The sequence below is a fragment of the Deinococcus aerolatus genome (assembly GCF_014647055.1).
GTDB lineage: Bacteria > Deinococcota > Deinococci > Deinococcales > Deinococcaceae > Deinococcus > Deinococcus aerolatus.
Window position 1 is genome coordinate 1 of sequence record NZ_BMOL01000011.1, and the last position, 21484, is coordinate 21484.

The 21484-nt window shown below is 64.7% G+C and carries 20 protein-coding genes, 3 tRNA genes and 1 pseudogene; 12 read left to right on the top strand and 12 right to left on the bottom strand.

The window, feature by feature from the left end; genetic code table 11:
- Positions 1-142: 142 nt before the first annotated feature.
- The gene (locus tag IEY31_RS11860) at positions 143-1240 is read left to right on the top strand and encodes a hypothetical protein (protein ID WP_188972241.1); all 1098 of its coding nucleotides are present in this window, start codon (positions 143-145) and stop codon (positions 1238-1240) included.
- 79 nt (positions 1241-1319) lie between these two features.
- Positions 1320-2303: pseudogene (locus IEY31_RS11865) on the top strand (IS4 family transposase).
- Positions 2304-2662: 359 nt separating this feature from the next.
- Here IEY31_RS11865 and IEY31_RS11870 read toward each other — a convergent pair.
- Together IEY31_RS11870 and IEY31_RS11875 are read right to left on the bottom strand one after the other, a co-directional pair.
- Positions 2663-3157 (bottom strand): MFS transporter, encoded by a 495-nt coding sequence (locus IEY31_RS11870; RefSeq protein WP_373289161.1) that lies wholly within the window; start codon positions 3155-3157, stop codon positions 2663-2665.
- A 197-nt stretch (positions 3158-3354) separates the two neighbouring features.
- Positions 3355-3564 carry a hypothetical protein gene (locus IEY31_RS11875; RefSeq protein ID WP_229723551.1) on the bottom strand — a complete coding sequence of 70 codons (210 nt, stop codon included), beginning with the start codon at positions 3562-3564 and terminating at the stop codon, positions 3355-3357.
- A gap of 482 nt (positions 3565-4046) precedes the next feature.
- Between IEY31_RS11875 and IEY31_RS11880 the strand changes: the two genes are divergently transcribed.
- Positions 4047-4307 (top strand): hypothetical protein, encoded by a 261-nt coding sequence (locus tag IEY31_RS11880; RefSeq protein WP_188972245.1) that lies wholly within the window; start codon positions 4047-4049, stop codon positions 4305-4307.
- Between the two features lie 3 nt (positions 4308-4310).
- Here IEY31_RS11880 and IEY31_RS11885 read toward each other — a convergent pair whose 3' ends face one another.
- Genes IEY31_RS11885 through IEY31_RS11900 form a run of 4 tightly spaced genes read right to left on the bottom strand, consistent with a single transcriptional unit; the run spans position 4311 to position 8297 of the window.
- Positions 4311-5540 carry a DUF790 family protein gene (locus tag IEY31_RS11885; protein ID WP_188972247.1) on the bottom strand — a complete coding sequence of 410 codons (1230 nt, stop codon included), beginning with the start codon at positions 5538-5540 and terminating at the stop codon, positions 4311-4313.
- The gene (locus tag IEY31_RS11890) at positions 5527-6921 is read right to left on the bottom strand and encodes a DEAD/DEAH box helicase family protein (RefSeq protein ID WP_188972249.1); all 1395 of its coding nucleotides are present in this window, start codon (positions 6919-6921) and stop codon (positions 5527-5529) included. Before IEY31_RS11890 ends, IEY31_RS11885 begins: the two co-directional genes overlap by 14 nt.
- A 51-nt stretch (positions 6922-6972) precedes the next feature.
- Positions 6973-8013, bottom strand: a complete 1041-nt coding sequence (locus tag IEY31_RS11895) for an excalibur calcium-binding domain-containing protein (RefSeq protein ID WP_188972251.1) — start codon at positions 8011-8013, stop codon at positions 6973-6975.
- The gene (locus IEY31_RS11900) at positions 8010-8297 is read right to left on the bottom strand and encodes a DUF3006 domain-containing protein (RefSeq protein ID WP_188972253.1); all 288 of its coding nucleotides are present in this window, start codon (positions 8295-8297) and stop codon (positions 8010-8012) included. Before IEY31_RS11900 ends, IEY31_RS11895 begins: the two co-directional genes overlap by 4 nt.
- Positions 8298-8922: 625 nt before the next feature.
- Here IEY31_RS11900 and IEY31_RS11905 point away from each other — a divergent pair.
- From IEY31_RS11905 to IEY31_RS19045, 4 genes are all read left to right on the top strand, one after another.
- Positions 8923-9975 (top strand): nuclease-related domain-containing protein, encoded by a 1053-nt coding sequence (locus IEY31_RS11905; protein WP_268238952.1) that lies wholly within the window; start codon positions 8923-8925, stop codon positions 9973-9975.
- An 83-nt stretch (positions 9976-10058) separates the two neighbouring features.
- Positions 10059-10541: a hypothetical protein gene (locus IEY31_RS11910; protein WP_188972257.1), complete on the top strand. Its 483-nt coding sequence runs from the start codon at positions 10059-10061 to the stop codon at positions 10539-10541.
- A complete protein-coding gene (locus IEY31_RS11915; RefSeq protein WP_188972259.1) occupies positions 10538-12022 on the top strand; it encodes a hypothetical protein in 1485 nt (494 codons plus the stop codon). Before IEY31_RS11910 ends, IEY31_RS11915 begins: the two co-directional genes overlap by 4 nt.
- Before the next feature lie 3 nt (positions 12023-12025).
- Complete coding sequence (locus IEY31_RS19045) at positions 12026-12382, top strand: GIY-YIG nuclease family protein (protein ID WP_188972261.1); 357 nt, start codon at positions 12026-12028, stop codon at positions 12380-12382.
- Positions 12383-12533: 151 nt separating this feature from the next.
- Here the strand turns inward: IEY31_RS19045 and IEY31_RS11925 are convergent.
- The 4 genes from IEY31_RS11925 to IEY31_RS11940 form a co-directional block, all read right to left on the bottom strand.
- Positions 12534-12610: transfer RNA gene (locus tag IEY31_RS11925), tRNA-Arg, on the bottom strand.
- Between the two features lie 25 nt (positions 12611-12635).
- Positions 12636-12723 (bottom strand) — tRNA-Ser (locus tag IEY31_RS11930).
- 25 nt (positions 12724-12748) lie between these two features.
- Positions 12749-12836, bottom strand: a tRNA-Ser gene (locus IEY31_RS11935).
- Positions 12837-12910: 74 nt separating this feature from the next.
- A complete protein-coding gene (locus tag IEY31_RS11940) occupies positions 12911-14182 on the bottom strand; it encodes a nitrilase-related carbon-nitrogen hydrolase (protein ID WP_188972263.1) in 1272 nt (423 codons plus the stop codon).
- 93 nt (positions 14183-14275) lie between these two features.
- Here IEY31_RS11940 and IEY31_RS11945 point away from each other — a divergent pair, with 93 nt between their 5' ends.
- The 4 genes from IEY31_RS11945 (at position 14276) to IEY31_RS11960 (ending at position 18657) form a co-directional block, all read left to right on the top strand.
- A complete protein-coding gene (locus IEY31_RS11945; protein WP_188972265.1) occupies positions 14276-15508 on the top strand; it encodes a 2,3-bisphosphoglycerate-independent phosphoglycerate mutase in 1233 nt (410 codons plus the stop codon).
- 352 nt (positions 15509-15860) lie between these two features.
- Entirely contained in the window at positions 15861-16742 is an 882-nt protein-coding gene (locus IEY31_RS11950) for a DUF2382 domain-containing protein (protein ID WP_188972267.1), read from the top strand.
- A gap of 159 nt (positions 16743-16901) precedes the next feature.
- Positions 16902-17324, top strand: a complete 423-nt coding sequence (locus IEY31_RS11955; RefSeq protein WP_188972269.1) for a YsnF/AvaK domain-containing protein — start codon at positions 16902-16904, stop codon at positions 17322-17324.
- 109 nt (positions 17325-17433) lie between these two features.
- Complete coding sequence (locus IEY31_RS11960; protein ID WP_229723552.1) at positions 17434-18657, top strand: benzoate/H(+) symporter BenE family transporter; 1224 nt, start codon at positions 17434-17436, stop codon at positions 18655-18657.
- Between the two features lie 44 nt (positions 18658-18701).
- Here the strand turns inward: IEY31_RS11960 and IEY31_RS11965 are convergent, their stop codons facing one another.
- Positions 18702-19487, bottom strand: a complete 786-nt coding sequence (locus tag IEY31_RS11965; RefSeq protein ID WP_188972271.1) for an exodeoxyribonuclease III — start codon at positions 19485-19487, stop codon at positions 18702-18704.
- Between the two features lie 115 nt (positions 19488-19602).
- On the opposite strand from IEY31_RS11965, the gene IEY31_RS11970 reads away from it, so the two are divergent.
- The gene (locus IEY31_RS11970; protein ID WP_188972273.1) at positions 19603-19911 is read left to right on the top strand and encodes a hypothetical protein; all 309 of its coding nucleotides are present in this window, start codon (positions 19603-19605) and stop codon (positions 19909-19911) included.
- A 274-nt stretch (positions 19912-20185) separates the two neighbouring features.
- Here the strand turns inward: IEY31_RS11970 and IEY31_RS11975 are convergent, their stop codons facing one another.
- A complete protein-coding gene (locus IEY31_RS11975) occupies positions 20186-21337 on the bottom strand; it encodes a PQQ-dependent sugar dehydrogenase (RefSeq protein ID WP_188972275.1) in 1152 nt (383 codons plus the stop codon).
- Positions 21338-21484: the final 147 nt, after the last annotated feature.

A 21484-nucleotide genomic window follows, 5' to 3' on the forward strand; every position in this document is an offset into this window, starting at 1 on the left:
CGCGAAATGATTAAAGTCCCACTGGAATTTATTGAGCGCCTTGCGGACGCACTCTGCTACGCCGCCTGAGACGCCTTGATGGCCAAAGTCGAGCTCAGAGCGTGCTGAGCATCTGCAACTGGTGGATTTTGAAGGCCGTCCCATGGCGAAGACGGCCCTGGTTGAGTTGAGACGCGAGTTGCGCAAAGAACGCCAGCAGCGAGAGGGACCCGCAGACGTCCGGCTGCTGAACAGCGTCTCCCCCCAGACCTACAACCAATTCACGCGCTATTTCGACGAGGCTATGGAGAGTGCGGCCAGCATTGGGGCGGTTGGCACCGAGGCGATTGCCTCTGATGCCTACGACATTCAGGCGGACGGTCGACGCCACTCGAATCTCCGGACGCTGTATGTGCTGTTTCAGCGGGGGCTATCTCCGACCTATCAGTCTGTCCAGAACTCTCCCCGCTACTACACCCGCGGGGTCAGTCTGTCTCAGCTTTCCCCGAAGGTCCGGCAGGCGCTTTTCGGGGGAGCGTGGCATCTGGATCTGGCAGCGGCGCAGTTGGCCATTCTGGCGCAGCTTTGGAAGCTGCCGAACTGGCAGAGGATTCTGGAGTCGGCCGTGCATGGGCATCAGTCCTCACGGATAGAGGTGTGGGTGCCGCTGCTGCGGGCTGTGGGCCTGGAAGGGCTGGAGCACAAGCGGGCCTTCAAGACACTGGTGTACTCGGCGGCGTACGGAATGAGCCGGAGGAATCTCCTGAAAAAGGCGGCAGAGGCCTTCGGCGAGGAGCGTGCGGCCGCATTGTTCAAGACGTCTTTGATGCGTGAGTTGCTGGTTGGACGCACCAAGCGGATGACACGGCTCATGGACGAGGGAGGCATCAAGGATCCTATCAGCGGCACATTCATAACCCTGGAGAGCAGGGAGAAAATCTCAAAACCAACCGACCCATTGAAATCAGCCCGGCACTTGAATGCGACCGTACGGTCCCTGATGGCCTATGAGGCTCAGGCGGTCGAACTGGATTTGATGCAGCCTGTGCTGGACCGCATGCGCAAGGATGCCCGGTTCCGGGTGGTCCTGTGGCTGCACGACGGCTGCTATATCACCACGGGCTCAGTAGCTGACAACTTCGTTTTTAGTCGTCCCAGACGACGGGAAGGCCACCTTCCGGTCTGTCCCTCGACAGCAACGAGAAATGGCGGTGTGTTGAGGTATGAAGCCACCAAAATCCGCCGCCTCACAAGCTACTGAACTCACGGCCCATTTCAAAGCCTGCGTGCCCTCGCTGCGTATCGACACGCATCAGCGTGCCGTCGACGTTGTTCTGGTCATGATCATGGCCCAGAGCGTCAACCAGCGCGATCTCGGTCTGCATCTCCCTGGCACCAGTTCTCCTGAAGCCAAGAAGCGGCGCGTGGAACGCGCCGTCCACGATGAGCAACTCACGGCTCAGGTCTTCCTGGCCCTGCTGCTGGTTCATCTTCCCCCAGGCAAGATTCTGATGAGCGTGGACCGCACGACCTGGGAACACGGGGATTCGCCGCTTAACCTCCTGGTCCTGGGTGCGGTGGTCCACGGCTTTACGATTCCGCTGGTCTGGGTGGCCCTGGATCACACGGGCAACAGCGACACCAGGGCACGCATGTGGCTGGTGTTGCGACTGCTGGAGGCCCTTCCAGCGCGACGCTGGAAGGGCCTGGTGGCGGACCGGGAGTTCATCGGGGCCGAGTGGTTCCGCTTTCTGCGCCGGAAAGGGATTCGCCGGGCCATTCGGATTCGAAAAGACACCGTCCTAGACGAACTATCAGCGGGCGAGTGGTTCCGGGAGCTGCAACCCGGTCAGTTCCGGATGATTGCGGAGCGGACCGAGGTTTTTGGTGAACTTATGCGGGTGGTGGCCACCAGGTCACCCGCGGGTGACCTAGTGATCATCGCAACGGATTTTCACGTGTGGGAAACGTGGCAGCTGTACAAGCTTCGCTGGACCATCGAGTCCACGTTTGGCTCGCAAAAGTCGCGGGGCTTCGATTTGGAGCGGACCGGAGTCACGGACCCCACACGGTTGGAGCGGCTGTTCGGTCTGGTGACCATGGCCTGGTTGGCCTGCCTGCGGGTGGGCGTCTGGCGGCATGAAACCAAACCGATCCGGGTGCTGGCCCATGGCCGCTAGGCCATGAGCCTCGTGCGCTACGGCTCGGAAGAACTGCGCCATGTGCTGCGGTGGGTCCCCGAGAGACTCGGCGAGATACTACGCGTCTTGATACGCCCTTTTCCCGAACTGAGACAACCGGAAACCGAAGTTGTCAGCTACTGAACACCACGGGGCATGATGAAGTGACAGAGCAAAAGCAAATCGAGCGGGTGGTGCGCGAGGTCAACGCGCGGGCGGCCAAGGCTGGGATCGCCACCGTCCTGACCTACGAGAAGCTGACCTAGTGAACCGAGATGGTGGAGTTCAAAGGAAAGAGAGATTGGAGTGGCAGGGTGGGCACACAGGAAGGGCGACGCGCCCTGTCGGGCACCTCCCTCTATAGAGGGCGCATCGAAAACGAAAAAACACCGTGCTGGAGCGACTTTTCGTCAATTTGAAAAAGGAAAAATGTGAGATTTTGGCCGACCTGCCCCTTTGATGTTTTGCTCTACCAGCGTGAAAAGGCCATGCTGAAGGTGGAGTCAGTCACCCAGGGCCAGGATCTCGGCTCGTCTCTGCGTGACACGACCTTCCAACTTCAGAAAGACGATGGCGGCGGCAAAGCCTAACCCAGCCACCACGAGCCACATTGGTGCCGCGCCCAACCGGGCCAGCAGCACGCCGCCGAGCAGGGGCGCGATCAGGGTGGCCAGACCGCTCATGCTGCCGACGATCCCGATGTAGGTGCCGCGCTGGCCTGACGCGGCCAACTCGCTGATGATCGTCTTGCTGATGCTGTAGGCCAAAATTTCTCCCAGCGTCCAGACGGCCACGGCCAGCACATGCACTGCGAAGGTCTGTGCGGCGGCGTGGATCAGGAAATCCGCACCCAGCAGCGCCTGCCAACGGGGATGGCCCGGAGTGCTGATGGAGTGGCCTGGCGGCAAGCCCAGCAGGATAATCATCACGCCGTTGATGCTCATGACCTGTCCGTATTGCACCGCGCTGTAGCCCTGCTGTGCGAAGACCAGGGCCAGCGCACGTCATGCCGTAGAGCAGGCTGAGCACGCAAGCCACCACACGCTCCATCCGCTAATCCGGGACGTGCTGCCGTATACCTATGGACGCGTCAACTTCTGTAAGTTGTGGATTGGTGATAGGCCGCTGCACGGTGCTGACGGGTTATGAGCGCGTGCTGCTCCTCACCATCCAAGGCCCCTGAGAGCCCTCTGAATCACACGACGATTCGTTTGAAATCGCCCTGCTCGTCGCGTGCGGGAAGTTGGGCGTACATCAGTTCACGGCTGACCACCTCGGCCACCGCCTGGCCCAGCTCCTCGGCGCTTCGGTGCTCACTTGGGAGAGGTTCGGCCACCACGTCGAAACCGCGCTCAGCGTCCACGTCCTGAAAGCGGACCGAGACGTGAAAAGCATGACCACTCACCTCCGGCATGATGTTCAACCCCTCTCGGCCGTGCTTGTGGGTGTCAAAGGCTGATTCGAAGTTGGAGGTCCATGTTTGTAGTCTCGTCCGAGGACAAGGGTGTAGTCTGCCCGGCCATCTTTACATAGGGTTGAGCGTCGAACTCCATCACGTGGGGCGCTCCCGAAAGCGCCAGTCCGGTCGTGGCGGTGACGTCGCCTCTTTTCACTTCCGCAGGGGCTCTTCAATGTCGAAGGTGGGCAGGACGTGGTGGTTTGGCTGTACAAGAGCAGTCCTCAGACTTACACCGTGTCCGAAGTCGGGCCTTTGAAGGGGTGCTGTGGTGGTGAGATGGTCATTGCGGCTGGGCAGAGTCGTTCAAGATCTGCTGGTGAGCAACTTTGTGGTCAGCCTACTGGGGGACAACCTGTGAACCCCTTGGCGAAGAGCAACCGTGGCCGTCTCTCTATGTCTATAGATAAATTCTACGCTACGATTTTGCCATGTCCGAATCCTGCCCTCTGCTGATTCTCAGTGTGCCCGCAGGCCACGAGATAGACCCACAGGCCTGGGAAATCCTGAAAGTACACGCCGGGGAGAACTACGGCGCTGGCGTGGTGCTGGCGGCTGCAGCGTTTCTACGGGCGGAACCTCCGATGCTGATGGGCGATTGGAGAGCTTCAAGGGCCGAGGTGCTGAGGGACCTCACTCCCCTGATCGAGTCGGCCTTCTTCAATCTGGACTGGCTCGAAGCCGCGATGTAAGCATCAGGTGGTCACGGCGGTTCGCTCCGCCACGGCCAGCACATCTTTCGGATTCAAGACGCCCTTGAACCAGACCAGGCGGTCCCCGAACTCACTGGGGTTCACGCCCGCCTTCTCCAGATTGAGCCGCTCGGAGACGCAGACGATCAGATCGGTCCGGCCCGACTTTTTGAGCAAAGCGAACTTCTTCTTCAAATACTCGGGCCGCCAGTACCCCACGATCTCGACAAGCACGCTGCGTTCCCCGTGGACCAGCCGGAAATCGGGGAGGATCACGCCGCCCGGGACTGAGACCAGGTCCACCTCGCGTTCGAGTTGCCAGGGCGTGTCCAGCTTCGCGAAACGCTCGGCGAAACCTGACTCCAGGGCACTGTCGTGTTCCTCGGGGGCCTTGTAGTGGCTGACGTAACCGTCCTCGCTGGTGAGCTGGAAAGACCATTCGTCGTCCTTGGGGTCCACCCAGGCCAGATCCCGGCGGGGCTTGAGGGCGGCGCTCAGGTCCCACTTGGTGACGTGGAGGAGGGCAGGCAGGAATTTAGCCATCGCCAGGCCGTAGCGCGTGTTGCTGGAGAACAATGACGTCGGGCCGTCCAGGGTCAGGGTGAAGCCGTAGTTGGCGTCCCCTTCCACCGTCACCATCAGCCCGAAGAACTTGAGGTATTTCAGCAGTTGCTTGTAGCGGGCGGGTTCGTTGCGCCGGGCGGTGATCACCAGCTGGAAGGCGCGGTACAGCGCGCCCTGGGCCTGTGCGAGATCCCAGCGCTGGATGAGTTGCAGCGGCTCCAGGGGGTCAAACGCGATCAACGTCTGCTGGTCCGGTAAGTCGGCATACAGGGCGGTTGCGATGTCGTGCGGGTTCAGCGCAGCCTCGGTGGACAGGGCGCGGGCGGCCTGTTCCAGAACGGTGTTCGTCCGCTGGCGGCTGGGGGGTCCGTCCTGCGCCAGCGCAAAGACCTTCTCGCGCACCGCGGCCGGGGCCAGGCCACCCCCGGCCTCGAATTCCCCACGCTGGGTGAGCAGGTGGGCCAGACCGCGCACCACCCGGTAATCCGAGCGGCCCGCCTCCAGGTCCCGCAGCTCCTCATTGAGGTCCGCACGCCGCTTGCCGACATGGGCCCCGAAGACGGCAATCAGAGTCTCGGCCAGCTTGAGATTGTTGGTGGTGGGCTTCAGGCGGCGGGGCTCGAAGAGCCCCGCCTTGATCCGGAACATCAGCAGCTCAGTCGGGAGCATTGATGCTCTCCCAGGATGGAGTCCCCTGCGGCTGCCATTGTCCCTTTCTCTGCTGACTGACGCGTTCTTCGCTGGTGCCCTCGGTGATCACCTCGTACAGGGTGGCCTTCTTGCCCCTCGCTTTGCGAAGGATCCGCCCCAGACGCTGGATGTACTCGCGCTCGGTGGCGGTGCCCGAAAGCATCACCCCGACACTCGCCTCCGGCACATCCACGCCCTCGTTCAGGACCCGGCTGGTCACCAGGATGCGGTACGAGCCGTCCCGGAAGCGCTCGAGTGTGCTGTGCCGCTCTTTCGTCGGGGTCTGGTGCGTAATGCTCGGAATCAGGAACTCACGGCTGATCCGGTACACCGTGGCATTGTCGTCGGTGAAGATCAGCGTGCGCTCGTTCGGGTGGTTGACCAGAATCTCTTCCAGGACCCGGAGTTTCCCTTCGGTGCCGTACGCTAGGGAGCGGGCCTCGCGGTGGGCCAGCATGGCGGCCCGCCCCTGCGGAGAGCCGCTGGCCATAATGAACTGCTTCCAGCCGTCCAGAGAACCCAGCTTGATGCTGTTCAGGCGCAGGAAGTCATTCCGCTGCCGGATCAAGGTGTGGTAGCGGTCCTGCTCAGCGTGGCTGAGCCGGACCTTGATGATGATTTCGCGGTAGTCGGCTAGGGTGGTGCCCGCAAGATCTTCGGGACTGCAGGAATACACCACCGGGCCCAGCAGGGTCTCGAGGTCACGTTCCCGCCCATCACTGCGTTTCAGTGTGGCGCTGAGTCCCAGGCGGTACGGAGCCAGGCTCATCTCCGCGATGACGCGGGTGAAGTCAGAAGGCAGGTGGTGGCACTCGTCGCAGATCAGCAGCGCGTATTTGCCTGCCAAGTCCTCAGCGTGAATGACGGCCGAGTCGTAGGTAGATACGAGGATCGGCGTGTCGTCGTGGCTGCCGCCGCCCAGCAGGCCGACATTGACATCCGGGAAGGCCGCCAGGAGGCCTGAGTACCACTGCTGCAGCAGGTCCAGCGTTGGCACGCAGATCAACGCACTGCGGGGCGTGTCCCTCAACGCCAGCTGGGCCACCAGAGTCTTGCCCGAGCCCGTGGGCAACTCGGCAACCCCTCTCCGTCCCGCAGCCTTCCAGGCTTTCAAGGTCTCCGTCTGGTGGGCGTAGGGGCTGATCTCGCGGGCAAAGCCCAGATCCAGCTTCTGGAAATCGGCCGCCTCGTCCTTGAAGGTCAGTCCCGCGGCCCGCAGCCGCTCGACGATCTCGCGGTAGTCCTGGCCCCGGGCACGGTGGTTCTGACTCCTGGCGTCCCAGGTGAACAGCTCGGCCACCACCTCCGGCACCGCCTTCATCACCAGGGTGCCCCGGTCGAGGCGCAGCGGCGCAGTCATGCCCGCCATGCTAGCGGCCAGAAGAGAGACTGACCCTGCCCCTGACGCCAATCACTCGCAGGCGCGGCCGTCCCCATCGCGGTCCAGCTTGCGGCTGTAGCCGGGCTGGCCGATCAGGAGTGGCGCTTTGCCAGCCGCTCGCACCGCCGCGCAGTTCGGATACGTCACGGAACTGGGCGGCAGCGTGGGAATGGGGGTGGGCGCCCGGGGCACAGGCGATACAGGTGTCGCTGCACCTGGGCGGGTCTGGGGAGTTGTCCCGGTGCCCTTCTCGGTGTTCAAGGTGTACTTTCCACCGGGCTGCACGGTGACCGTCACCGTGCCGTTCAGATCCGTGCGGTAGATGGCTGCGCCCACGCCCTTGTACAGCGCCAGCGCTTCCGAGGTGGGATGGCCGTAGTTGTTGGGGCCAACGCCGATCACGACGTTGCGGGGGCGCACGGCCTTGAGCCACGCGGAGCTGTCCCCGTTCCTCGCCCCATGGTGAATGGATTTATACACGTCGATGGGGCCGAGTTTTGATGCCGGGTACGTCTTCAGCCAGCCCTGAGTCTCCGCTGTTTCGCTGTCGCCTGTCATGAGCGCCCGGAACGTGCCGTACTCGACGAGCAGGCCGACGCTGTTGAGGTTCTGATCGCCTCTGGGCATGCTGGGCGGCGGGGGCAGGACAGTCACCTTCACGCTGCCGAGGTTGATCACCCGGTCACTGGCCAGCAGACCCTGGGTGCCCGCGGCCTTGACCGATGCCGTCAGCTTGCCGAAGGTCTGGGTCGTCGCCGCGATGCCGTTATTCAGGAAGAACTTCGGCTTGAAGCGCTGGACCGCCGGGATCAGTCCTGTGATGTGGTCCGCGTCGCCGTGGCTGGCTGCCACCACCGCAAGACTCTTGACGCCGTACTGAGTCAGCAGCTCCGTCATGCGTTTCTCGCTGCGCCCGCCGTCGTACAGCAGGCTCTGGCCTTCAGGGGCGGTGATCAGCACCGCGTCCCCCTGGCCGACATCCAGAAAACGGAGGGTGAGCACGCCGGGCAAGGCGGTCTGGGCCAGAGCGCCTCCGCCCAGCAGCGCCGCCAGCAAGAGGAGGCGCCTCACAGCTCCAGGTCTCCATCAGGAGTTCTGACATTCAGGCCGTCGAGCGTCCGCTGGCCCAGGGCATGACGTCGGTCCGTCTCCTCGTGGTCCACCTTGAGGTTCACGTCGCCGCCCTGAACGTCGAGGCGGACGACGTCGCCTTCCTTGACCCCTTTGGGCAGACTTGCCAGGCGCCAGTCCTCGGTGGTGCCGTCCGGCAGTTCCACCCGCGCCATCTTCCCCTCGATGCCGTCAACGGTGACGTAGCTGATGCCAGGGTCCTCGTTACGCTGCTCAGGTGACATGTCCCACGCTAGCGCACGCAGGATGCCCGGTTGACGTCGAGTGTCGCCCCAGTCACGTGCCCCACGAGAGCAGAGGCCAGCACATCTCCCAGGGAGAATGCACAGGCCCGGTCCGCGGCGTGCTCATTCCGGCAAAGTGCAGCCAGCCCAGGGCGGACCAGCTGGGGGCTGCGCGAGGCTCCAGACGCGCGTCCCGGCTCGCCCTTCAAACCCATCATGCAGGTAAGCATGCAGGTCTCAATGCCAGGTCATTCCCAAACACCTGCTTAAAGTGTGTCCCAGACGCTTTCGCCTCGCCAACAGGAGCATCGGGGCGCATGATTTGACAGGAGGTGCATACCGCCCTATATTGAAGGAATCAAAGCGGCCTCTTGGGCCGCTTTTTCCGTATCTTGGTGCGGCCTCATCCTGACGCTGCCCTCTACCTGCTGTCTGATCCTCACCGATCTGGTCTGGGGCATGTGGTCGATGGCCTCCTGGGCTGGCCAGGGGAGGCGGTCCGAAGCCCACCGCATCCCTCGGGAACTTGTGCCCGGAAGTTTGCAGAACGACGCACCGCGGCGGTCAGCATGGGCCGCACATGTGACACCGCCGTCAAAGGCATGAGGCTAAGCTGGACGCATCCATGATTGTCAAAGAGCATCAGGCGCCGCCCACCAGTGACAAGTTCCAGCGCGCCGGGGACGACGCAGAGAGGCAGATGGCGTTCTACCTGCGCCGCGCCTACGGCAGTGACCCCGACGTGCATGTGTTTCACAACCTCCGCTTCGAGAAGGGTGAAGACGCCGCCCAGATCGATCACCTGATCCTCCACCGCAGCGGCGCCGTCATCGTCGAGAGCAAGAGCGTCACCAGCGCCGTGCGGATCAACGAGAGAGAGGAGTGGTCCCGGCAGTGGAACGGCCGCTGGACAGGCATGCCCTCTCCGGTCTTGCAGGCCAGACGCCAGGCTGATTTCCTGCGCTCCCTGCTGGAGGCCCACCGGGAGGAGTTGCTCGGCAAGTTTCTCTTCGGGTTCAAGCAGAAGAGCTTCCGGGCTTTTGTCATTGACGTGGTGGTGGCCATCAGTGACCAGGGCGTCGTGCAGCATGACGGGAAGCTGTCGGATGTGCGCAAGGCGGACCAAGTGCCTGACCGGGTGAGAGAGCTCATAGCAGACCACGTTCAGCTGGCCAAGGTCTTCAGCAAGGATCCTCGGTCGGACACCTGGGGAGTCACGGTCACGCCAGAAGAGCTTGTCCGTGTCAGCGCATTTTTAAGGGCCAGGGACACGCCCCGTCGTCAACAGGGGAGACCAACCTCCCCGGCGCCAGCCACCCCTCTCTCACCTGCGCAGGTGGCCCCCACGGGGAGACATGTGGCCCCGGCACCGGAGGTTTTCCCTGCAAAGGTGGTCAGCGTCGATGCTTCTCCACTATCCACAGCGGTGGCTGCATCCAATCTATCGGCCGTCACCTGCCGACATTGCCAGGGCACAGGTGTCGAGGTGGCCTACGGCAAATATGGGTACTACGTCAAATGTCTCGAGTGTGAGGGCAACACGCGGATTCAACTGACCTGCCCGACGTGCGAGGGGAAGGCCAAACTTCGCAAGGCGGGGGCCGAGTTCTTCGCAGAGTGCGCGGAATGTCAGACCAGCTCCCTCTATCACCGGAACCAGCCTGTTAGTCGTGTTTGAACCAGACCGCCCTGCTCCACGCGTGGAATCTGGCAGAGGAAAGTGGGTCGTGGAAGGCGCGGCGCTCTCTTGGAGGGAGGAAGATGGATGATGGCCGCGCGATCCTCGCCACCCTGCTGCGCCATGAGGCGAAATCCAACTCCTACAAGTTTGCGCTGGTCCGGGCCCTTAATGACCTGGCCCTGCTTCATCCTGGGCCGAGCAATCAGAGGGTCATCGTGCCGCTGCGGGTGGTGGCCGAGCGGTGGTTGGTGTCCTACTGGGCGTTCGTGGGGGACGCGCCGATCTATCAGGGCCCACGGCCCAGACGCGCAGCGGGGACCGGACAGGACCTGAGTTTCCGGACGGCCCTGACGGCGCTGCGCGGCGCCTGGGAAGCGTGGACGGGCACCCGCAGTGGGCCAGCGGATGGAGCGCTGCTGCTCGCCGCGTTTCAGGTGGGCCGTGCGTCTCTTCCAGAACCCCTGCAACGGCAGACACGAGCGACGATCTCCGCCATTGCACATGCGGTGCGGCAACCTGTCAGATATGCGGGGACAGGGGGCGCGCACGCGCTGTCGTTGTGACGCTCTTTGACGGCAATTCCAGGCTTCTGGTGGGCCGCCGTGCCCTTCAGCGCTGGATCACGGAGAATTATGACCTGATCATCAATAGCGTTGGGTCACTGAAGCGCAAGCAGAAGCTGGGCGAACTTCTCGACCACCTGAAGCGCTCGGTGTTTCCCCTGCTGGAATACGACGCTGAAGCCATGCGAGACTTGCTCAACGTTCTGGAGCATGAAGCCCACAAGCCTGTGGGTGAGAAGGAATTGAGGACCTCCGCTCGGGCGGTGGTGAATACCATGGTCGTACCCATTCGGGTGGCTGTCGCGTTCGAAAGTCACCGCGATGAGACGCTGCTGCAGGCGATGGACCGTGCCACGCGGAACATTCATCAGCCTGACCGGGCCAGTACCAAATGGAAGCTCGGGGCCTCCAGCTTGGAGTTGCGTGACGAGACGGTGGCGAAACTTTTGCACACGGACCACCGCCTGAACGAGGCGGATGCCCTGTACCTCGGACCCCGCTTCCGGGATGTTAGTCATATGTCGGAAGTGGGATACGACCCCAGCAATCGGGCAGCAGCGGTGGTCGCCTTTGTCAACGGAACAGGCGAGGTACCCCGGCGAGTGCGCGCTTTATTCAAGGAGGCCGTCGGCGTTGACTTCGCCAACAGCCCTCGCCGCCGCGCGGACGTGATCGTTGCGGTGGTGGCCGAAGGTCTGGAGAACGCGCATGACGAGGCGCGTGAGGGATTCGAGACCACGCTGCGGGATTTTTTCGGAACGAAGAAATTTGGGGAGGTCCAGACGACGCCTGAAATGACACAGCGATCAGCTGACGATCTGCTGAAGGCGGCGGAAGCTGAGATCGCGGTGCGAGAATTTCAGGCGACGGAGTCACCCACGAACAGAGAGCTCGCCATCCGCGGCGCGATTGCCCTGGCTGCGGTGGGGACCTTGCGGCGTCAGTTCGGCACGCGCGCGGGCAGCGTGCTGCGCCCAGCAGCGCTGGTTGAGAAGATGATGTCGGAGCCATTCGGACGGCAACTTCTCGCCGAGGGAATCAAAGCCTGGCAACAAAACGGGCAGGTCCGCTGGTATGACCCGGCCTCCCGTCAACCTGGGCGCCGCGTATCGCCAAATGGAGAGTACAGCGCCGAGGACGACTACCTGCACGACGACGATCTGTTCGCGCTGTACCCAATCTCGCCGGACGCTGTGCCCGTCAACACGGGGCCGAAAACGCCGTTTCAGTTGCTGGATCATGTGAGGAGGCTGCTGGAGGGGCCGGGAGGAATGCGGGCCGCACTTGAGGACCTCGCGTCCCTACCAGAGATGACGCGTGAAGGATTGGACCCAGAGGTGGCGAAGAAGGTCTTGGACCCGCTGGATGAAGCAAGGGGGCTCCTCGGAACTCTGGTGATGGTGCACAGGCGTCGCGCACAAGCGCGTGAACGTGAACGCAGCAACGCAGAAGGCAACCTGGATATGGACGAGGAGGAGTGAACGATGACCGTCTACGATTACGTTCAGCTTCACCTCCAGCTCGGCTCGCTTGTAAGTGAGAGTGTTCCGCACGCGTTTGACCTGAGGCGCGGAATTCCAGCGTCCCTGCCACACGCTCTGAACGCGGTGTATATCGTGGAGTCGCTCGGTGGGCGCGTCGCGTACGTGGGGTCGACGCGCGTCACGACTGCCAAGAGGTTACGTCAGCACATGCGCCGTTGGAAGCGCGCTACGCGCTGGGTTCGCGTGTGGGTGCTGCCTGTCGCCGAACACGTCCCAGAGCATGAATTGCGAAGAGCGGAAGGAATCGTCGGCCGTAGCCTTCACCCCCGTGACAATCGCCGTCTCCCAGCGGTATAGCGATTAGGCCCCTCCCTCCAAGCCTGAAATGCCCCCTTGCTAGCAAGGGGGCATTTGCAGAACGTCCCAGCCCGTAAGGCACGAACAAGGCACGCGGCCCATTACACGTATTAGATAAAAAGAAAAAACCCCCTCTAGGAGGGGGTTTTGCTGGTGTGCCCGAAGGGATTCGAACCCCTGGCCTTCTGATCCGTAGTCAGACGCTCTATCCAGCTGAGCTACGGGCACGTAATGCGGAATGGAAGCGGCGCTGTGGCGAAGAGGGAGGGATTCGAACCCTCGATACCTTGCGGTATACATCCTTAGCAGGGATGCGGTTTCAACCACTCACCCACCTCTCCTCGGTTGTGCCGGGCCGCTGTGACGTGGCGAGGGGTGAGGGATTCGAACCCCCGGTGGGTTGCCCCACTGCAGTTTTCAAGACTGCTGCCTTCAACCACTCGGCCAACCCCCCATTCACGGCGGGTGCGTTCCTGGGGACAGGCCCCAAAAGCGCGAAGGGAAGTATAGGGAGCCCCCCCTGACTTGTCAACGCCTGCGCCTCAGCAACAAGGCCGCCAGCCCCAGGCCCAGAGCAGCCACAGGCCACAGGTTAGGGAGCGGGACACGGCGCGGCTGGTCCTGACCATTCAGAATGACCTCCAGTGCGGCCTCGTGCGGAAGGCGGGGCGGCGGCGGCATGGTGCAGGCAGGCAGCCGCAGATCGGCCTGCAGGACGTCCGTGCGGTAGGCATTCTCACGGGCGTGGCCGCTGTGAGCGGCAAGTTGACGGCCGATGGTCCGCAGCGTCTCGTTCGGACCGTCTGCTACCCAGGGCGTCAGCGCCAGAAAGCCGGGGCGCGGTTCAGTCATCACGTAGCTGCGTGGGGTGGGGGCGTCCCCGGCGCGGCCGGTGATGGCGCTCTGTCCGTCGAAGCTCAGGTCCAGCAGGTTGCCCACCACCATCGGGTTGACGGCGTAACGGATGCTCTCGCCGGACGTGGTGGCGGTCCAACTCGATTCCAGCCACGCCACTGGCTGATCACGCAGGTTGGACGGGTCCGGCGGCAGCCCTTCTCTGGTCGTCCAGGCTGCGCCGTTGGCGTCGGGTTGCAGCAACACGGTGCAGCCCTGCGCCTCCAGCCGTCCGATCACGTCGGCGCGGAAGGCGTCCAGGCTGATTGCCACGCCCAGATCGCCCACCGGTGTTGGAAAGACGCGCAGTTCGCCCAGCTGCCCAGGTGTCAGGTCCACGCCGCCGGCTTCCTCGTCGGGGGTCAGGTGAACCTTGTCGGCCACGCCGATCAGGGTGCCGTCCGGGGCCAGCAGCACGGTCTGGTTGGTCAGCGTGCCGGCCTCGCGCCGGGGCTGGCCGCCCACCAGACGGTAGCGGGGCATGGGCGCGGAGCCGCAGCACAGATACACGCCGTACTCGCGGGCCAGATCGCGGCAGGTGTGCAGGTACAGCCGGGTGTTGGCCTCGCTGCCTACCAGTTGCAGGGCGCGGATGGGGGAGACCCCCTCGCGCAGCAGCACCGGTAGCACGCGGAACAGGCGGGCCAGCGTCAGCGCCAGCGCCACCCGCTCAAAGGTCTTCAAGGGCAGCGCCCAGCGCGCACCGCGCAGCACCAGCGGCAGCCCGTTCAGCTCGGTCAGGACCACCAGATTGGGCTGGTCAGGCGAGAGATGGGGCCGGGCCGCCTCCAGTTGCCCGCGCATCCAGCTCCGGAAGGCGTCGGCGCTGACGAAGTGTTCGGCCCCCCACTTGGGCTGCACGGCGATGGCGCGGAACACGCGCGGCTGACTGGAGGGATCAGACATACCCGCAGGCTAGTGGCTGGCACGGGATCGGACGTGAATTCCACCTGTACGGACCCCCATGCCCGCCCTGGGGTGCGGCGTAGACTGGCCCCCATGAGCGATTTACTTCAGACGATTCGTGGCCTCTCCAAGAAAACCGAGAGCAAGATCGTGATGGTGGTGCTGGACGGCGTGGGCGGCCTGCCGCTGACGGTCAACGGCGAGACCGAGCTGGCCACGGCAAAGACGCCCAACCTGGACGCGCTGGCTGCCGGGTCCCAGCTGGGTCAGCTGGAACTGGTGGGCGCAGGCATCACCCCCGGCAGCGGCCCCGGCCACCTGAGTCTGTTCGGCTACGATCCGCTGACCTACGTGGTGGGGCGCGGGGCGCTGTCGGCCGTCGGCATTGGCGTCAAGCTGAACAAAGGGGACGTGGCGGTGCGCGGCAATTTCGCCACGCTGGGCGCGGGGCGCATCGTGGAAGACCGGCGTGCGGGCCGCCCCAGCGACGAGAAGAACGCTGAGACCGTGACGCAGCTTAAAACTGCCATTCCTGAGATCGATGGTGTGCCTGTCGAGATCTACACCGAGTCCGAGCACCGCTTCGTGGTGGTGTTCCGCGCCCAGGGGGGCGAGGTGCTGGGCGCGAACATTGGCGACGTGGACCCGCAGGACACCGGCGTGCCGCCGCTCCGGGCCGAGGCCCACGACGACGCCAGCGTCAAGACGGCGGGGCTGGTCAACGCCTTCGTCGAGCGGGCCGAGGCCGCACTCAGGGACGACGCCCAGGTCAACGGCGTGCTGTTCCGGGGCTACAGCGACGTGCCGCACTTCCCCAGCTTCGACGACGCCTACAAGCTCAACGCCGCGTGCATCGCCTCATACCCCATGTACAAGGGACTGGCGAGTCTGGTGGGCATGGATGTGCTGGACGTGCCGGGCGAGGAGGACGCGCTAGACGGCAAGGTGCAGGTGCTGACCGAGCACTGGACCAACTACGATTTCTTCTTCTTCCACGTCAAGAAGACCGACAGCACCGGCGAGGACGGCGATTTCGCGGCCAAGGTGGGCAAGATCGAACTGTTCGACGCGCTGCTGCCCCGGATTCTGGCGCTGGAGCCGGACGTGCTGTGCATCGTGGGTGACCACAGCACGCCCAGCAAGCTGTCCAGCCACTCGTGGCACCCGGTGCCGGTGCTGATCCGCAGCGAGCATGGACGCAAGGATCTGTCCACCCGTTACACCGAGGAGGAGGCCGGGAAGGGCAGTCTCGGCCTGCGCCGCGGCACGGACCTGATGCCGCTGCTGATGGCGAATGCGCTGAAACTGAACAAATACGGTGCCTGAGCGGACCGCCCGACATTTACCTGTCCTTGACTCCTGAAGGTCTGTTGAAGCGGGGATGAGGGGCCGAACGAATAGAGAGAGGGGGGTGGGCCGGGGGGCCTGGCCGGCCTCTCTCCCTTTTGCTGCGGCTGACGGCGGCTGTGCCCGGAGTCGGCAGATGTACAGGGCATGCGACTGTGCTTCACCCCAGGTAAAGATTATCTGACAGGGCATTTACTGTCGGGCCATTTTGTGGTGCGTGGTCTGCGGCAGCATGACAGTCACGAACGAGGCGGGAGGGGACAACAGGTTGTTGTCCTGCACGCGCCGCCTCCCCCAGTTCGACACCCGCACTCACCACAAGGAGACTCACATGGCCCGTTTGATGCCCCTGTCCGATATCACTGCCCAGCACTCCGACGTTCTCGGCAACGACTACTACGATCCCACCGGGCAGACCGCCTACGGCATGAACGGCGAGAAGATCGGCACCATTCGCGGCGCCCTGGCCGAGCCTGAGACCGGCAAGATCCGTTACCTGCTGGTAGACGTGGGCGGCTGGTTTTCCACCAAGGAAGTCGTCGTGCCCGTGGGCATGTCCACCTTCCAGGGTGACGAGGTGCATTTCACCAACCTGACCAAAGAGCAGGTCGGCGACATGCGCGAGTACCGCATGGGTGAGGAGTACGACACCGACGCCCAGCTGTCCGACGAGCGGGTGCTGCGCGCCGCCCACAAGGATTACGAGGTTGACGAGAGCCAGTACGCCGCACGGGCTGGCTTCCGCGACGACGACGCCATGTACCAGACCCCCGACAAGCTGCGCCTGCTTGAGGAGCGTCTGGTCGTTAACAAGGACCGTTTCGTGGCGGGCAGCGTGGAGGTCGGCAAGCGCGTCGAGACCCACCAGGAAAACGTGAACGTGGACCTGATGCGCGAGGAAGTGGTGATCGAGCGCCACGCCGTCAGCGACGGGCAGGCCGTGGAGGGCGCGGTGCTGGGCGAGGATTCCAGAACCATGCATATCGATCTGGAAGCCGAGCGGGCCAACGTCAGCAAGCAGGCCTTTGTGACCGAGGAAGTCACCGTTGGCAAGCGTGAGGTGGCCGATTCCCAGACCGTGACCGAGACCGTGGGCCGCGAGGTGCTGGAAGTGAACAAGAGCGGTGACGTACGTCTCGATGCTGAGGGCCGTCCGATGACGGACCGTACGGTGGCCGACGACGCCACGCGCGACACCACCCGCAAGGTCTAAACCCGTTATCCGGGGCAGGGCAACTTCGCACAAGAGGTTGCCCTGCCCTTCATGTGCGGAAGCAGAACAGGAGCAGACATGACAGACCGACACGACGCAGATCGGGATAGCGAAGACTTCACCGCAGCTGAAAGACCTGAGGCCAGTGGATCAGACGCCATGGGCGGCACCACCACCATCGAATTGAGGGAGGAGCGCCTGATTGTTGAGAAGGATCGGGAGGTGGCGGGCCGTGTGTCGTTTACCCGCGAACTCAGGCACGAGACCGTGCAGGTGCCCGTCGAACTGGTGACGGAAGTGCTGGTGATCGAGCATCTGGCTGACGGCCCGGCAGGCAACGAGGCCGTGATTCTGCTGGACGGCACGCCCCTGGCCCCCGGCGAACGGCGCGAACTGCTGGTGTACCGCGAGGAAGCCCACGTCGAGAAGCGCGTGGCGGTACACGAGCACGTACAGATCAGCAAGCGTCAGGTGGTGGAGACCCGCCGCTTCGAGGCCACCCTGGGCCGTGAGGAACTGGTGGTCCACCCGCAGGGTGACGTGAGTGTGACCGAGAGCGCGCCGGGCGACATCCCCCGCTAGGTGCCCAGGCCAGCAGGCCACCCACCCGGCAGGGCCGTCCAGACAAGCCGTCCGGTTTGTGGGGTGTGGCCCCTGGTCCGCAGCCACACAGGGGCGCACAATTGACGGCGTGAGCGCCCCTGCCCTGGTTTCAGTTTCTCGCAAGTTCTGGCAGGACACCCACCCCAGCGCCCTCTTGGCCGGGATGATTGCCGTGATCATTGGCTGGGCTGGGCCGAACGTGCTGGTCTACAGCGTGGCGCAGGCGGCGGGGCTCAGCGACGCCACGGCCATGTCATGGCTGTGGGCTCACGCCATCTTCACCGGGCTGGCGGGTATCTATCTCAGCCTGCGGACCCGCATGCCCATGCTGAGCACCTGGTCAACGCCCGGCATCGCGTTTCTGGTCACGGCGTTGCCCGGCATTCCCTTTCCAGAGGCGGTGGGGGCGTTCGTGACCTCCGCCGTGCTGGTCTTTATTCTGGGGACCTTCGGGCCGCTTACACGGGCGCTGGGGGCCATCCCGCCGCACCTGGCCGCCGCGCTGAACGCCGCGATCCTGCTGCCCTTCGGCTTCAGGGCGGCGCAGGCGTTTGGCGTGCAGCCCGCGCTGGTGGGGGCCATGATCGTGGCGTACTTCGTGATCCGGCAGGTTTCGCCGCGCTGGGCGGTGGCCGCCGTGCTGGTGGTGGGGGTGGCCGCCAGTGCGGGCCTGGGCCTGTGGCACCCCGCGCCCATCGGACTGGCGCTGACCCAGCCGCAATTCGTGGTCCCGGCCTTCAGCCTGCATGCCACCATCAATCTGGCGCTGCCGCTGACGCTGCTGGCCTTTACCGGACAGTTCGTGCCGGGTTTCGGCGTCCTCAAGACCAACGGCTACGAGCCTGCGCCGGGGCCGGTGCTGCGAACCTGCGGGGTGGCCAGCCTGGGCGCGGCCTTTGTGGGCTGCCACAACCTGACCCTGGGCGCGCTGCTGGCGAACATCGTCAGCGGCCCCGAGGCGCACCCGGACCCCGCCCGGCGCTACACGGCGGCGGTGTGGGCCGGCGGCATCAACATCCTGTTCGGGCTGTTCGCCGGCACCTTCGTGCACCTGATGGGCATCCTGCCGGCTGAGGCGCTGGCCGCCCTGGCCGGCGTCGCGCTGCTGGGCGCGGTGGGCAGCAGCCTGCAGGGCGCTTTCCAGGGGCAGCCGGGCAGTCTGGCCGCCCCCATGATCATCCTGGTCACCCTGAGCGGCATCACCCCGCTGGGCATCGGGGCGGCCTTCTGGGGCATCCTGGCCGGGCTGGCGGTGTACGCGGCGGAGCAGCGGGGCGTGCGGCTGGCCAGGGCCGCGCCGGTCAAAGGCTGAGCCGCGCATGGGGGCACGGGGCTGCCCCCGAGCCGCACCCGAGTTCAGCGCATCAGGTGTCCGCTCAGGGGCGCGTGGTCGCTCAGCCGCGCCGCGCGGTCTACCCGCACGCCGCCCAGCGTCACGCCCGCCGACAGCAGGTAGTCGATGCGCCAGCCGACGTTGTTGGCGTAGGCCCCGGCGCGGTTGCTCCACCAGGTGTACTCACTCTCCTCGCCCAGGGTGGCGCGGTGGGTGTCGGTCAGGCCGCCGGCCAGATGCCAGGTCATCCACTCGCGCTCGTGCGGCAGAAAGCCGCTGTTGCCCCGGTTGCTGCGCCAGTTCCTGAGGTCAATCTCCTGGTGCGCGATGTTGTAGTCGCCGCCGATGACCACGGGCTCGCCCTCCCCGATCAGCCCGGATGTCCAGTCCTGAAACCCGCCCAGCACGCGGTCCTTGAAGCCCTGCCGGGCCTCGCCGCTGCTGCCGCTGGGCAGGTAGACGCTGACATATCTCACGCCGCCGATCCGGGCGCTCAGGACCCGGCCCTCGGCGTCCATCTCATCGTGGTTCATGCCCACGCGCACGTCCTCCAGCGGCTGCCTTGCCAGAATCGCCACGCCGCTGTAGCCCGCCTTCTGTGCCGGAAACCACGCGCTGTGGTAGCCCAAGTGGGCCAGGGCGTCGGGCATGGGGGAGGCCCGCACCTCCTGAAGCAGCAGCACGTCGGGGGCCTCGCGCCCGGCCCATTCGGCCAGCCCTTTGCGCAGGGCGCTGCGAATCCCGTTGGCGTTCAGGGTGCTGACCTTCAGGGGGGTCGGGGAAGGCTGTGGGGCAGGGGGAACCGTCATCGGCGCTGAGGATAGCGCCCCGTCTATTTTGGCCAGTTGTGTCAGGGGTTGTGTCAAGACATATTGAATCAACTCGGCCCCGTCTGACGTTGATTTCAGGTACGCTACGGTCACTATGGCCGACATTAAATTTCTCGATGAAGCCGACGGTCAGGAATTCCAGATGACCCATCCCAGGGCGGCCCGCGTCCTGGAAGACATCAGGGCGTGGGCTCAGAACAACGGATTCGAGCACGTGGCGTTCTGGCGCGACGCCGACGACGCCCACAAACTGTGGGTCCAGCTAGGCGACGACCGGCTGAACTACTGGATTCACGACTCCACCTTCACCGAGGGCAAGCACGAGACGGTGGAAATGCAGATGGACTACGCCCGCGGTGCCCAGCGCCGCAGCGCCGCCGGCTACGCCAAGTTCGATAAATAACGGCGCGGCAGGTGGGCTGGGCGCGGGTCTCCGGACTGGCGCCCAGCCCGCTTTGCGGATAGTGCAGAGGAGGAGCCGTGCCGGGCATGCGCCGAGAAGCTGCCGTTCACTCCGATGCGATGCTCAGGCGATGGCGGGCCGCCCATTGCTGCACGTCCGTCGTCATCAGGGTCGGAGGCCGCCGGCCCGTGTGTCAGCGTAAATGGTCCCGCTCAGGATCGGGCGGTACGGGTCCGGGCGGGCTTTCGGCTGGTGTCATCAGGCCTAGTCCACGTCAGGGCTGGGTGTAGGTCACCCGGTACATCACGCCGTTGCCGTCGTCGGTCACGAACAATGCGCCGTCCGGGGCCACCTGAACGTCGGCGGGACGGCCCGTGGTGGACAGGCCCAGGGCGCCCAGAAAGCCGGTCATGAACTCCCCCGTCACGCCTGTCCTGGGATCGACGGTAATCACGCTGTACCCGCTTTTCTGTGGACGGTTCCAGGAGCCGTGCAGGGCCACGAACATCTGCCCGCGATACTGGGCGGGAAAGGCGGTGCCGGTGTAGAACGCCATGCCCAGCGGCGCGGCATGGGCGGTGGTGGTGGCAAAAGCCGGCTGCGCGGCCTCGCAGACCGCCGGGGTCTTTTTGCCAAAGGCCCTGTCCCAGACCTGTGGGGCACCGGCCTCCAGCGGGTAGCAGTACGGCCAGCCGTAATTCTTGCCGTCTATCACACGGAAAAAGGATTCGGGCGGGATGTCGTTGCCGGCCATGTCGCGCCCGTTGGCGGTGGCGTACAGCGTGTCCCCGAGCCACTCCAGTCCCACCGCGTTGCGCAGCCCGCTGGCGAAGGGGCGCCCGTTCTTGCCGTCGGCGTCGTAGACCCACACGGCGGCCCGCCGGGGATCACTTTCCTCGCAGACGTTGCAGGTGCTGCCCATCGCCACGTACAGCCGGTCGTCCGGCCCGAAGACGATGGTGCGCGAGTGGTGCTGTCCCCCGGCAGGCAGGTCAATGATCTTCTCGGGGGCCGCCCCCGGCTTCAGGTCACCGTTCGTGTAGGGCAGGCGAATCACGCCGTCGGTGTTGGCGACGTACAGAAAGCCGCCGTGAAAGGCCAGACTGTTGGGGCGGTCCAGACCATCCAGGTAGGTCTGCGCCGCGTCCAGCCGCCCGTTTCTGTCCCGGTCCGGCAGCGCGAGCACCCGGCCCGTGCCGGGCTCCTTGCCCGCATCGGCCACGAACAGGTCCCCGTTGGGGGCCAGGGCCATCAGGCGCGGCTTGCCCAGGCCCTGGGCGTACAGCTCGGCCTGGAACCCCGCCGGCAGGGTCAGCCCGACGTTGGGCCTGCTGGTATCGGGCTGCTGGACCACAGCGCAGGAGGCAAGAGTCAGGGTCAGCAGCCCGCCGATCAGGGCCGCGCGTCGTTGGCTGGGAGAGGACATGCCTCAGCAGACCCCTGCGGTATGAAAATGGCCGGTCATCTGGTTAAAGCGCCGCTGATCAAGTCTCCAGGGGTCACCGTCTTCCGGGGGCAGGCGGGCGGCAGAGGCACAGGGCGGCCGCAGCTGGGGTGCCCCGCCGCTGCGTGA

Excerpts from the sequence above, each read along its gene's own strand:
- IEY31_RS11860 (WP_188972241.1), top strand. The coding sequence starts at position 143 with ATGGCGAAGACGGCCCTGGTTGAGTTGAGACGCGAGTTGCGCAAAGAA.
- IEY31_RS11880 (WP_188972245.1), top strand. The coding sequence starts at position 4,047 with ATGTCCGAATCCTGCCCTCTGCTGATTCTCAGTGTGCCCGCAGGCCAC.
- IEY31_RS11885 (WP_188972247.1), bottom strand. The coding sequence starts at position 5,540 with ATGCTCCCGACTGAGCTGCTGATGTTCCGGATCAAGGCGGGGCTCTTC.
- IEY31_RS11890 (WP_188972249.1), bottom strand. The coding sequence starts at position 6,921 with ATGACTGCGCCGCTGCGCCTCGACCGGGGCACCCTGGTGATGAAGGCG.
- IEY31_RS11900 (WP_188972253.1), bottom strand. The coding sequence starts at position 8,297 with ATGTCACCTGAGCAGCGTAACGAGGACCCTGGCATCAGCTACGTCACC.
- IEY31_RS11905 (WP_268238952.1), top strand. The coding sequence starts at position 8,923 with ATGATTGTCAAAGAGCATCAGGCGCCGCCCACCAGTGACAAGTTCCAG.
- IEY31_RS11910 (WP_188972257.1), top strand. The coding sequence starts at position 10,059 with ATGGATGATGGCCGCGCGATCCTCGCCACCCTGCTGCGCCATGAGGCG.
- IEY31_RS19045 (WP_188972261.1), top strand. The coding sequence starts at position 12,026 with ATGACCGTCTACGATTACGTTCAGCTTCACCTCCAGCTCGGCTCGCTT.
- IEY31_RS11940 (WP_188972263.1), bottom strand. The coding sequence starts at position 14,182 with ATGTCTGATCCCTCCAGTCAGCCGCGCGTGTTCCGCGCCATCGCCGTG.
- IEY31_RS11945 (WP_188972265.1), top strand. The coding sequence starts at position 14,276 with ATGAGCGATTTACTTCAGACGATTCGTGGCCTCTCCAAGAAAACCGAG.
- IEY31_RS11950 (WP_188972267.1), top strand. The coding sequence starts at position 15,861 with ATGGCCCGTTTGATGCCCCTGTCCGATATCACTGCCCAGCACTCCGAC.
- IEY31_RS11955 (WP_188972269.1), top strand. The coding sequence starts at position 16,902 with ATGGGCGGCACCACCACCATCGAATTGAGGGAGGAGCGCCTGATTGTT.
- IEY31_RS11965 (WP_188972271.1), bottom strand. The coding sequence starts at position 19,487 with ATGACGGTTCCCCCTGCCCCACAGCCTTCCCCGACCCCCCTGAAGGTC.
- IEY31_RS11970 (WP_188972273.1), top strand. The coding sequence starts at position 19,603 with ATGGCCGACATTAAATTTCTCGATGAAGCCGACGGTCAGGAATTCCAG.
- IEY31_RS11975 (WP_188972275.1), bottom strand. The coding sequence starts at position 21,337 with ATGTCCTCTCCCAGCCAACGACGCGCGGCCCTGATCGGCGGGCTGCTG.